At 72.4% G+C, this 11449-nt stretch carries 10 protein-coding genes; 2 read left to right on the forward strand and 8 right to left on the reverse strand.

Annotation, left to right across the window (positions count from 1 at the left end):
• Positions 1–526: 526 nt before the first annotated feature.
• Positions 527–1345 carry a prolipoprotein diacylglyceryl transferase gene (lgt, locus tag ABD067_RS24935; protein ID WP_456305266.1) on the reverse strand — a complete coding sequence of 273 codons (819 nt, stop codon included), beginning with the start codon at positions 1343–1345 and terminating at the stop codon, positions 527–529.
• The gene (gene rfaD / locus ABD067_RS24940) at positions 1342–2322 is read right to left on the reverse strand and encodes an ADP-glyceromanno-heptose 6-epimerase (protein ID WP_343898131.1); all 981 of its coding nucleotides are present in this window, start codon (positions 2320–2322) and stop codon (positions 1342–1344) included. Before rfaD ends, lgt begins: the two co-directional genes overlap by 4 nt.
• Positions 2323–2431: 109 nt before the next feature.
• Here rfaD and ABD067_RS24945 point away from each other — a divergent pair, with 109 nt between their 5' ends.
• Together ABD067_RS24945 and ABD067_RS24950 are read left to right on the forward strand one after the other, a co-directional pair.
• Positions 2432–2845 (forward strand): accessory factor UbiK family protein, encoded by a 414-nt coding sequence (locus ABD067_RS24945; RefSeq protein WP_343898132.1) that lies wholly within the window; start codon positions 2432–2434, stop codon positions 2843–2845.
• Between the two features lie 141 nt (positions 2846–2986).
• On the forward strand, positions 2987–3490 hold the full coding sequence (locus ABD067_RS24950) for a type III secretion system chaperone family protein (protein WP_343898133.1): 504 nt from the start codon (positions 2987–2989) through the stop codon (positions 3488–3490).
• Here the strand turns inward: ABD067_RS24950 and ABD067_RS24955 are convergent.
• The 6 genes from ABD067_RS24955 to ABD067_RS24980 form a co-directional block, all read right to left on the reverse strand.
• Positions 3487–4470, reverse strand: coding sequence for an L-threonylcarbamoyladenylate synthase (locus ABD067_RS24955; RefSeq protein ID WP_343898134.1), 984 nt, complete (start codon positions 4468–4470; stop codon positions 3487–3489). The two genes, ABD067_RS24950 and ABD067_RS24955, sit on opposite strands and share 4 nt — an antisense overlap.
• Positions 4467–5240, reverse strand: a complete 774-nt coding sequence (gene cysQ, locus ABD067_RS24960) for a 3'(2'),5'-bisphosphate nucleotidase CysQ (RefSeq protein WP_343898135.1) — start codon at positions 5238–5240, stop codon at positions 4467–4469. The genes ABD067_RS24955 and cysQ overlap by 4 nt, the downstream gene beginning before the upstream one ends.
• A gap of 127 nt (positions 5241–5367) precedes the next feature.
• Positions 5368–6039, reverse strand: coding sequence for a hypothetical protein (locus tag ABD067_RS24965; RefSeq protein ID WP_343898136.1), 672 nt, complete (start codon positions 6037–6039; stop codon positions 5368–5370).
• Between the two features lie 3 nt (positions 6040–6042).
• Positions 6043–7443 (reverse strand): selenium-binding protein SBP56-related protein, encoded by a 1401-nt coding sequence (locus tag ABD067_RS24970; protein WP_343898137.1) that lies wholly within the window; start codon positions 7441–7443, stop codon positions 6043–6045.
• Positions 7444–7560: 117 nt separating this feature from the next.
• Positions 7561–9090, reverse strand: coding sequence for a Ppx/GppA phosphatase family protein (locus ABD067_RS24975; protein ID WP_343898138.1), 1530 nt, complete (start codon positions 9088–9090; stop codon positions 7561–7563).
• Positions 9091–9101: 11 nt separating this feature from the next.
• The gene (locus ABD067_RS24980) at positions 9102–11333 is read right to left on the reverse strand and encodes an RNA degradosome polyphosphate kinase (protein ID WP_408871598.1); all 2232 of its coding nucleotides are present in this window, start codon (positions 11331–11333) and stop codon (positions 9102–9104) included.
• Positions 11334–11449 lie beyond the last annotated feature (116 nt).

Genomic DNA, 11449 nt, shown 5'->3' on the forward strand with positions numbered 1-11449 from the left:
CGCGAACTCGTCCTGCGCGTCGTCACCCACAACCTCATGCTCCTCGCCGATCCGGCGTGAGCCTTTCAACAGAGCAAAGGCGCTTCAAAGCGATGTCGAGAGACTTACGGAACATAGTTCCCGCTGCGTCGAAGTTGCGACGTTGGAGATTGTCCAACCCTTGTAGAAAGTAGCTGCGCACATTGCCGGGCGCGTGCTGGGGAGCTTCAGGCGCAACCTCCTGCGGCCACACCTCAACCGGCTCGAGGCGTAATCCTATGTAAACCCCCTTATTCCAGCCGGCAAAGCGCCCGTCGGTGAACTTGGCGACAACGCACTCTCCGCACACCTGGCATTGTAGCAGCGCTGAATGCGTGTTGTCCTGTTGAGGCTGTGACATGAAATGAGAGCCTTGGAAGGCGGCTGCTTGAGTTCGGCAGTGCGGACAGTTGAGCGAGATACTCGCCAAAGCGGATTACCTTCTACAGTCGTGGATGGGCATGGCTTTGGTTTACAGATGCACGCGGGTTGAGGGCCGTTCTACACGTCAGGCCACTGCCTCCCCTCGCGCCGGCCGCGCCCGCAGCATCAGCCAAGCGCCCACCAGCACCATGGGCACCGACAGCAACTGCCCCATGGTCGCCCCCGCGAACAGGAAGCCGAGGTGCGCGTCCGGCTGGCGGAAGAACTCGCCCACCAGCCGCGCGACGCCGTAGCCCGCCAGGAACGCGCCGGCGACGAAGCCGCGCTTGGCCCGGATCGCCGGGTTCCACACCAGCGCCATGAGCAGCGCGAACAGCGCCAAGCCTTCGAGTCCGGCTTGGTAGAGCTGGCTCGGGTGGCGCGGCTCCGGGCCGGCGTGGGGGAAGACCATGGCCCAGGGCACGTCCGTCGGGCGTCCCCACAGCTCGCCGTTGATGAAGTTCGCCAATCGGCCGAAGAACAGGCCGATCGGCACCACCGCCGTGGTGCGGTCGGCCAGCGCCAGCATGTCGAGCCGGTGGCGGCGGGCGAAGAGGATTATCGCCAGGATCACGCCGATCGCGCCGCCGTGGAAGCTCATGCCGCCCTGCCAGACGGCGAGGGCCTCCAGCGGGTTCGAGAGGTAATGGCCGGGCCGGTAGAACAGCACGTAGCCGAGCCGTCCGCCGAGGATGATGCCGAGCGTCACCCAGGTGACGAAGTCGTCGATCTGCTCCGGCGTCGCCGCCACCGGCTTGAGGGTCGCCAGCCGCCGCGCGAGGCGCCAGCCGAGCACGATGCCCGCGATGTAGGCCAGCGCGTACCAGCGGATGACCAGCGGCCCGATCTCGACCAGCACCGGGTCGATGGCGGGGAAGGGGATGGCGAGGAGCGTCGGCATCAGCGGTGCGGGTCCTCGGCGGTGAGGAAGTCCCGCACGTAGCGGCGCACGCCCTCTTCCAGGGGCGTCGTCTGCGCGGGGAAGCCCGCGGCACGCAGGCGGTCGAGCGGCGCCTCGGTGAAGTACTGGTAGCGGCCGCGCAGCTCCGGGGGCATGTCCACGAACTCGATCCGCTCCGGCTCGCCCAGCGCGGCGAAGACGGCGCGCGTCAGGTCGAGGAAGGAACGGGCGCGGCCGGAGCCGACGTTGAACAGGCCGGAGACCTGCGGGTTCTCCAGCAGCCAGAGCACGGCCGAGACGCAGTCGTCCACGTGCACGAAGTCGCGCCGCTGGTCGCCGTCGGCGATCCCTTGGCGGTCGGAGCGGAACAGGGTCGCCGGTTCGCCGCCCCGGATCTGGTTGAATTTGTGGAACACGACGCTGGCCATGCGGCCCTTGTGGTATTCGTTGGGGCCGTAGACGTTGAAGAACTTCAACCCGGCCCATTGCGGCGGCGCCGGCCGCTTGCGGGCCAGGAGCTGCGCCACGCGCCGGTCGAAGGCGTGCTTGGACCAGCCGTAGAGGTTGAGCGGCCGGAGGCGCGCCAGGTGCTCCGGCGCCATGTCGTCGTCGAAGCCCTGCGAGCCGTCGCCGTAGGTCGCGGCGGAGGAGGCGTAGAGGAAGGGCACGCCGCGGGCCGCGCACAGCTCCCACAGCCGGAGCGGCAGCATGAGGTTGGTGGCGGCCACCAGGTCGCCGTCGGTGACGGTGGTGTCGCTGACCGCGCCCATGTGCAGCACGGCGGTCAGCGGCGGCTCGGCGGCGAGGAAGCGGCCCAGCTCCTCCGGCGGCAGCACGCCGGCGACCGGGTGGTGGGCGAGGTTGCGCCACTTGCCCTCGTCGCCCAGCCGGTCGGCGACCATCACCTCGGCGCCGCGCCGGCACAGCGCCGCCACGAGGTTGGAACCGATGAAACCAGCGCCGCCCGTGACCAGATACAAAACCGGACCATCCCCCCGTGCCGAGCGGCGCGGGGTATAGGCCGCGCGCCTTGGGCTTGGGAAGCGAGGGCGGAACGGCGTCGGCTGCGGCCACGGGAGAACAGGACGGATGAGCGGAACGACAGGCGGCGGCGGCACCGGCGGCCCTGGGATGGGCGGCCCCGGCATGGGGGGCGGCGGCGAGGGCGGCCGCGGCAAGCGGGGCGGCGGGTTGTTCGATGACTTGGCCGGCGTGGCGAGCGGCGCCTTCTCCGCCCTGGCCGGTGTCCGGGCCGAGGTGGAGGCCGCGGCCCGCAGCCAAGTGGAGGCCTTGGTGCAGCGGCTCGACCTCGTGAAGCGCGAGGAGTTGGACGCCGCGCTGGAGGTCGCCCGCCGCGCCCGCGAAGGGCAGGAGGCGTTGGAGGCGCGTGTGGCGGCGCTGGAAGCCAAGCTCGCCGCGGCGGCGCAACCGCCGGTCGCGCCTCCTCCGCAGCCGGCCCTACCCCCGGAGGCGCGCACGGAAGCGGCACCTGACGGTTTATGAGGCGCACGACGGCGCAACCTCAAGCCTTGCTCCGGCGTTGCATCGCCGGGTAGTCTACAGGTGGTGGTTGCCGCTGGCCGATTCACCCAAGACTCGGTGTCTCGGAATGGCGGCGGCCCTGACCTAAGAGGAGGTGCCGCGATGTCCGGCTTGCAGCTCCGCGAACTAGAGCGCGCGACCAACCCCCTCGATGTCCTCGAACAGATCGTTTCCGCCAACGAGTGGGCCTTTGACCGCCGCTCGGACAGCGAGATGGCGGCCGAGGCGCCGGGCAAGTGGTGCGACTACGGGCTGCACTTTTCCTGGTCGCACGAGATCAGCGCCATGTCCTTCACTTGCGCCTTCGACCTGAAGGTGCCGGCCGAGGCGCGGACCAAGCTCTTCGAACTGCTGGCGCTCGCCAACGACAAGCTGTGGATCGGGCACTTCGGCATCGACTCGGAGGACGGGGTGCCGGTGTTCCGCCACTCCGTCCTGTTGCGCGGCGCCCCCGGCGCCTCCGCCGAATCGCTGGAGGACATGGTGGACATCGCGCTGACAGAGTGCGAGCGGTTCTTCCCGGCCTTCCAGTTCGTCCTGTGGGGCGGCAAGGCGCCGGCGGAGGCGTTGCAGGCGGCGATGCTGGACTGCGTCGGGGAGGCCTAAAGCGGCGTCCTGGGCGCCGCCGCCCGCGCCAAGCGGTCGTTGATGGCGGCGCCGAGGCCGGTATCCGGCACCGGCATGGCGGCGATGCCGCGCAGGCCGAGGCGCGCGCCCTCCGCGTCCAGCCAGCGCAACCCGGCGAAGAGGCGCGAGGCCGCTTCGGCGAGGTCGCCCGAGTCCGACAGGTTCCAGGCCACGGCCGCGCCGGCGGGCAGTCGCCGGCCGAAGCCGAGCAGCGCCTCGTCCGCGTCCGCCGAGATCGCGCCGAGGCGGAGCGGCAGCGCCGGGGCGTAGTGCGAGGCCAGCATCCCCGGCCCGCGCGGCGCGGCCGTCCCTTCCGACGGGCCGGCGCGCAGCAGGGGGCCGGGCAGCGCCGCCTCGATCGCCTCCGTCGGCACGCCGCCGGGCCGGAGCAGCACGGGCCGCTCGCCGGTGAGGTCCAGCACGGTGGACTCCACGCCCACGGGGCAGGGGCCGCCGTCCAGCACCGCGGCGATGCGCCCGCCCAGGCCCTCCAAGACGTGTTCGGCCGTGGTCGGGCTGACGGCGCCGGACGGGTTGGCGGAGGGCGCCGCCACCGGCACGCCGGCGGCGCGCAGCAAAGCGCGCCCCAGCGGGTGGCCGGGCACGCGCACCCCTAGGCTGTCGAGGCCGGCGCCGGCCAGCAGGTCCACGCGGCATCCCGGCCGGCGCGGCAGCACGAGGGTCAGGGGGCCTGGCCAGAAGCGTTCCGCCAGGGCCCGCGCCCGCTCGTCCGGCGCCGCGTCCGCGAAGGCGGCCTCGGCCTCGGGGTAGTGGCAGATCAACGGGTTGAAGCGCGGCCGGCCCTTGGCGGCGAAGACCGCGGCCACCGCGCGGCCATCCGTCGCGTTTGCGCCCAGGCCGTACACCGTTTCGGTCGGGAAGGCGACCAGCGCGCCGGCGCGCAGCAGCGCCGCCGCTTCTTCGACCGCCGACGCGGGCAGCAAGCGGGTCGTCGTCATGCCCCGCCGTGGCAGACGAAGTCCGGGTTGCGCCAGCCCGGCTTGCCGTAGCGCAGCGGCGCGTTGCCGAGGTCCACCACCGCACCGCCCGCCGCTTCCACGATCGCCTGCCCGGCGGCGCTGTCCCACTCCATCGTGGGGCCGAAGCGGGCGTAGAGGTCCGCTTCGCCCTCCGCGACGCGGCAGAATTTCAGCGCCGAGGACAGGCCGCGCCGCTCGGCCACGCGCCGTCCCGCCAGGAAGCGCGCGAGGCGCGGGTCGTCCGCGTAGCGCCGGCTGACAAGGGCCACGATCCCCCCTTCCGGCGCCGGCCGCACGCGGACAGGCCGGCGCGGGCCGTCGTCGCCCGCCTCCTTCCACGCGCCGGCGCCGAGGAGTCCGCCGAACAACTCGCCCGTGGCCGGCAGGGCGATGGCGCCGAGCAGCGCCCGGCCCTCCTCGACCAGCCCGATGCACACCGCGTACTCCCCGCTCCCGGCCGCGAAGCCCTTGGTGCCGTCCAGCGGGTCCACCAGCCAGAAGCGCCGCGCCTTGGACGCGGCCGGGGCGACGCCGGCCTCCACCTCTTCCTCGGCCACCACGGGCACGTCCGGCACGGCGGCGCGCAGCCCCTCCACGATCAGGGCTTCGGCGATGCGATCGGCTTCGGTGACGGGGCTCTCGTCGGTCTTGCGCTCCACCACGAAGCCGGCGCGCTTCACCGCCTCGATCGCGGCGGCGGCCTTCCGCGCGAGGCCGGCGGCGAGGTCGAGCAATTCGGTGTTGTTCATCCGGGGGTTGTAGCGGTGCCGGCGGGCCGGGCGCTACCGGCGTCCGCCGTCGAATGCGTCGGACGGCGGCATGGAGGCGCTCAGAGGGCGGGTCGACGGCGGACTCGAAGGCGCGCGCCGATGGCGGTCACGGTTGCGTGGCGTTGGCTGCGAGCGAGAGCGTGCCAACGAGGATGAGGCTCGCCGCCCAGGCCGCATCCAGGTTGAACCAGCTCCGCGACACGAACTTCAGCCCCAGGTGGCGGTAGACCAGCCACGCCAGGAGCCCGGCGGCGGCGACCATCGCGGCGGCATGGACGACGGAGACGGCCAGCGCGGTGCCCAGCTCGGCGCCGATCAGCATCCCCGCCGCTTCATGCCCCCGGTCCGTGCCGGAAGGCCGGCAGAGCCCGAGGTAGATCGGCACGAGCATCAGGCCCGCGCCGTGCGCGACGGCGATGGCGAAGGACCAGAGCCCGAGCCGCGTCGGCCGGATCCGCGCTAGGGCCCGCGGGTGGCGCCGCCGAGCGAGCTGGAAGGCGCCGAATCCGACGACGAGGACGCCGGCGCCGAGTTGGACCTCCCGCCGCCACGCGAACAGCGCGGCCAGCAGGGCGAAGGGCACCATCGCCACGAGCATCGCCAGCAGGTGCCCGAACGCGAGCCAGCCGAGCGCCCCCAGGAGCGCGCGGGAACGCCTCTCCATCAGGCCGGCCGACACGGCGAGCGGCCACCCCATCGCCGGGTTGGCCCCGTGGTAGAGGCCGCTCGCCACGACCGCGAGCCAGAGGCCGGCCGGCGTCCAATCGGCGCCGTCCAAGGCTCACACCGAGGGGTAGCAGAACGAGTCGGTCGAGCAGTCGCCGCCTTCGAGCCGGATCTGGTGCGCCCGGTAGCCGTCGGGGAACCCTACCCAGTAATCGCCGTCCAACTCGAGGCCGCCACCCGGCGCGGCCCGGGCCATGACCTGCGCCGCAGGCACGCCGTCGGGGTAGAACTGGTCGTCCCACGTCGAGTAGAGCGAGTTGGTCCAGTAGACGCGCTTCCCGTCGCGGCTGATCTCGACCATCTGCGGGCCGCCCGCGAAGGCCTTGCCGTTCGGGTGCGGCGCGCGCCGCGCGATGCCGCCGATGCGGACCGACCCCGCGAGCTTCGGTTCCCTGGGCTCCGACACGTCGTACTGCCGCATCTCGCCGGTTCCCCAGCAGGAGACGTAGAGGAACCTGTCGTCCATGGAGAGGTCGATGTCGGTGACCAGCGGCGGCACGGCGCCGAAGCCCTGGAGGAGCGGCGGCAGCAGCTCCTTGGGCGCCGGCTCGGGCGGGATGGTCGCCGTTTTCTCGATGCGGAACGCGCCGCCCTCGCGCCACCACGTCCAGATCGAGCCTTCGAGGTTGGTGGTGTCCACCACGACGCCGAGGAAGCCGTGCTCCTTGGCCGGGTCGTGCGCGGGGCGCACCTCCAGCCCCATCTGGTGGTGGGCGCCGAGGTCGATCGTCTGCACGTTGCGGCGGGCGCGCAGGTCCCAGAAGTGGACGCGGTGCCCGTACTTGTTGGCGAGCAGGTCCTCGGGGACGATGCCGTTCTCGAACTGCGGCGGCAGCGCCCACTCGCTCGACACCATGTAGTCGCGCGGCAGGTTCCACCAGAAATCGTAATGGAGCGTCTGCGGCCCGCGGTCGATCTCCCAGCGGCCGAGGACCTCGAAGGTCTCGCAATCCATGACAAAGATGCCGGGCGGACCGTCTGTGCCGTCCTTGCCGCCGCCGCCCAGCGTGCTGACGTAGATCCCTTCCGGGCCGCAGTGGACGGTGTGCGGGCGCGAGTAGCCGGTCTTCCTGAAGACCTCCTCGGGCTCGATGACCTTGTGGATCTTGGCCTCGGTCGGGCGCGGCTTGGTGTCCACGACGTAGATGCGCGAGGAGCGCAGCCCGGGGATGATCAGATAGCGCCGTTCGAGGAAGGCGTGGCCGGTCAGGGGCGACAGCGCGGACGAGCAGGCGTTCCAGCCGAAGTGGTGGAACTCGTCCCCCGTGTTCGGCATCGGGACCGTGTGGACCACCCGGCCGTACGTCGGGGAGCCGGGCTTCGTGTCGATGACGGCGAGCGCATCGGGTTTGGAGGCGTCGGGGCAGAGCAACAGGGTGTAGGCGAAGTCCTCCGCCGGCGCTTCCATCGCGAGTCTCGGCGACGCGTAGAAGGTAGGATCTGGCCGCATGTTCATGGCAGAGCCTCCTCGCTGTCCTCGGGGCTTCCCTGACGCGCGAGCCCGGCCATCATGCACCTGTTCCAGGTACAACACTACCGGAATCCAGCCGGAGCGCGGGACCGGCGATCGGCTTCAGCCGCCCGAAACCTCCACCGCCGGGTCCAGCCCGAGCGCCGCGGCCAGCGTCTCCACCCGGCGCAACACGCTGTCGCCCGCGAAGACGCCGGTGCCCTCCGACAGCCGCAGCGCCAAGCGCCCGTTCTGCCGCTCCAGGCGCGTCCCGGCCAGGAGCGCGGGCGTGCCGCCGCAGAGGGTGTAGGCGAGGCGCATCGCGGCCCCCAGCACCTCGGCGCGGCGCAGCGTCGCCGCGTCCAGCAGCGACCGCGCGGGCGCCAGGAAGGGCGCGGCCGGGTCGGCCTCGTAGCGCAGCGCCGCGACCAGGCCGAGGAAGGCGCGCGCGTGGTGGTCGAGGCCGATGCCCTGCTGGCGCAGCACGCGCAGGAAGCCCTGCTCGGCGCGGTACTCCGGGTGGTCGTGGCTGCCGAGGTCGGAGATCCAGCACGCGGCCTCGCGCAGCACCCGGTCGGCCGGCGCCTCGTCGGGGAAGAGCGGGTCCGTCCACTCCACCAGCCCCGGCGGCAGGCCGGCGTCGCGGCCCCAGTTCAGCGCCATCTCGCGGCAGGCCGAGAGCAGCGGGTCGGCGTCCCGCACCGCTTCGTCGAGCAGCGCCGCGTACCAGCCTTCGCGCAGCCCGGCGGCGGAGAACACCACGCGCGCCGCGCCCGTCGCGCGTAGGAGGCGGCGCATGGCGACAGCGGCGAAGGGCAGGTCGCCCAGCCGCTTGAGCGGCGCGCCGGCCATCTTCTCCAGCGTCTTGCGCGAGGCCGACATCACCGCGCCGGTCAGGTCGCGCGCCTCTTCCCGCCGCAGCACGTAGTGGTGGACGATGGAGAGCGGGTAGTTGGTCTGCGCGATGTGCATCCGCGCGAGCGCCCGCCACGCGCCGCCCACCAGGTAGAGGTCGCGCCCCTGCGCGCCGGCGAGCCAGGGCTGCTTCGCCAGCTCCTCCTCGGCGACGGCGCGGGCGCGCACCGGGTCGCCGCCGGCGCGCTCGGCCAGCCGGATGGCGCCGATCGGCAGGGAGGCGGAGCGGAGCACGCGCCCGCCGGCGAGGCGGACCAGTTCGAGCGAGCCGCCGCCGAGGTCGCCCAGCACGCCGTCCGCGCCGGGGAAGCCCATGAACAGCCCATCGGCGGAGAAGCGCGCTTCTTCGTGGCCGGACAGGATGCGGATGGGGACGTCCGGCATCCGCCCCTGCAAGGCCTGCACGAACTCGGCGCCGTTGGAGGCGTCGCGCACGGCGGCGGTGGCCAGCACCTCCAGCGGGTCGGCGCCCATGGCGCGGCCGATGGCGGCGTAGCGGCCCATCACCGTCAGCGCGAGGCCGATGGCGTCCTCGTTCAGCCGCCCGGAGTTCTGCAGGCCGCGGCCGAGGCCGAGCACCGCCTTCTCGTTGAAGATCGCCTGCGGGTTGCGGCCCCGCCCTTCGAACACCACCAGGCGCACGGAGTTGGAGCCGAGGTCCACGACGCCGCAGCGCGGCGGCCGGGTTTCGCCGGCCCGGCGGGCCAGGCTGGGCCAAAGGACTTCCGGCGTGTCCATCACCCGCCGCGTCAGTCCTGCGCAACGCGGTTGGGCCGCAGCCGCTTCGGCGCCGTGGGCCGGCGCCCGGATGGGTCGAGGGCGCTGCCGCGGCCGGACAGGGACGGGTTGGTCATGAAGTACTCATGGGCGGAGAAGGGCTGCGGGCCGGGCTCGTCGCGGCGCCACGACCCGTCCGGCATCAGGTCCCAGCTCTGCGCCGTGTCCTTCAGGTTCACCACCATGATCTGGTCCAGGATCTGCGCGTGGACGGTGGGGTTCTCCACCGGCACCAGCGTTTCAACGCGCCATTCCATGTTCCGTGCCATCCAATCCGCGGACGAGATGAACACCTTGGCCCGGCGGCTCGGCAGGCGGTGGCCGTTGCCGAAGACGCAGATGCGCGAGTGCTCCAGGAAGCGGCCGACGATGGACTGGACGTGGATGTTCTCGGAGAGCCCCGGCACGCCGGGCCGGAGGCAGCAGATGCCGCGCACCACGCCCTCCACCTTCACCCCGGCGCGGCTGGCGGCGTAGAGCGCGTCGATCAGCTGCTCGTCCACCAGGCTGTTCATCTTGATCCAGATGCCGGCCGGCTTGCCCTCCTTGGCGAAGGCGATCTCCTTGCCGATGAGGTCGAGCAGGGTCGAGCGGACGGTCAGCGGCGAGAAGGCCAGCGCGTCCATCTTCTCCGGCCGGGCGTAGCCGGTCATGTAGTTGAACAGCCGCGCCGCGTCGCGCGTCAGCGCCGGGTCGGCGGTGAAGAACGAGAGGTCGGTGTAGATCCGCGCGGTGACCGGGTGGTAGTTGCCGGTGCCGTAGTGCGCGTAGGAGCGCAGCGCGCCGCCCTCGCGCCGCACCACCAGCGACACCTTGGCGTGGGTCTTCAGCTCCACGAAGCCGAACACCACCTGCACGCCCGCCGCCTCCAGCTCGCGCGCGAGCGCGATGTTGCGCTCCTCGTCGAAGCGGGCCTTCAGCTCCACCATGGCGGTGACGGACTTGCCGCCCTCCGCCGCCTCGATCAGCGCGCGGGCGATGGGGCTGTCGCGGCTCGTGCGGTAGAGCGTCTGCTTGATGGCTACCACGTTCGGGTCGCGCGCCGCCTGCCGCAGGAACTGCACCACCACGTCGAAGGACTCGTAGGGGTGGTGGACCACGATGTCCTTGGCGCGGATCGCCGCGAAGCAGTCGCCGGCGAAGTCGAGGATGCGCTCGGGGAAGCGCGGCGTGTAGGGCGTGAACAGCAGGTCCGGCCGGTCGTCCACGATGAGCTGGCGCAGGTCCACGATGCCGAGCAGCCCGTCCACCGTGAAGATGCCGGAGGGCTCGGCGTCCAGCTCCTCCGCCACGTAGTGCACCATGTCGGCGGGCGTGTCGGCGGTGACGGTGAGGCGGATGGCGCGGCCGCGGCGGCGGCGCTTCAGCGCCGTCTCGTAGGAGCGGACGAGGTCGTCGGCCTCCTCCTCGAACTCGACGTCGGTGTCGCGGATCAGGCGGAACAGGCCGCGCTCGGCGGCGATGAAGCCGGGGAACAGCCGGCCCAGGCAGAGCGCGATCAGGTCCTCCAGCAGCACGAAGCGGATGCCCTTGCCGTCGCCGCCGGGCAGGCGCACGAAGCGCTCCACCTGCGGCGGCAGCGGCAGCAGCGCCCGCATGGTGCCGCCGTCCTCCTCGCGCACCAGCTTCAGCACCATGCAGAGCGCGAGGTTGTTGATGAACGGGAAGGGGTGCGCCGGGTCCACGGCGAGCGGCGTCAGCACCGGGAAGACCCGCTCCATGAACAGGTCCTGGAGCCAGGCGCGGTCGGCGTCGGACAGCCCCGCCGGGTCGCAGACCGAGACGCCCTCCTTCGCCAGGAGCCCGCGCAGCCGCCGCCACTCCGCCTGCTGCGCCGCGAGCAGGGCGCCCGCCCGGTCGTGGATGGCGGCGAGCTGCTGCGCCGGGGTGCGGCCGTCGGGCGAGGGCGTGGTGACGCCCGCGCGCTCCTGGCCGATCAGCCCGGCCACGCGCACGGAGTAGAATTCGTCGAGGTTGGAGGCCGAGATGGCGACGAAGCGCAGCCGCTCCAGCAGTGGGTGCCGAGGGTTGGCCGCTTCCTCCAGGACGCGGGTGTTGAAATCCAGCCAGGACAACTCGCGGTTGATGAAGCGCTCCGGCGAAGCGGGTGTGATGCCGCGAGGCGCGTCGCCCACCGTTGGCTGCAGCGGCGGCGTATGCAGGGGCGGCGCGTCGGGGCTGGGCTGCGATCGGGCGAGCGACATGGGGCCGGAGCCTAGAGCAGGCGCGGGGCCGGTGTCGAAGCGTCCTCACCTTCCGCAAGCATATCGTCATCCTGGCCGGCGCCGAAGCCGGGCATCCCCCGCATCGCCAGGGCGGC

The organism is Craurococcus roseus, assembly GCF_039523795.1.
Lineage (GTDB): Bacteria > Pseudomonadota > Alphaproteobacteria > Acetobacterales > Acetobacteraceae > Craurococcus > Craurococcus roseus.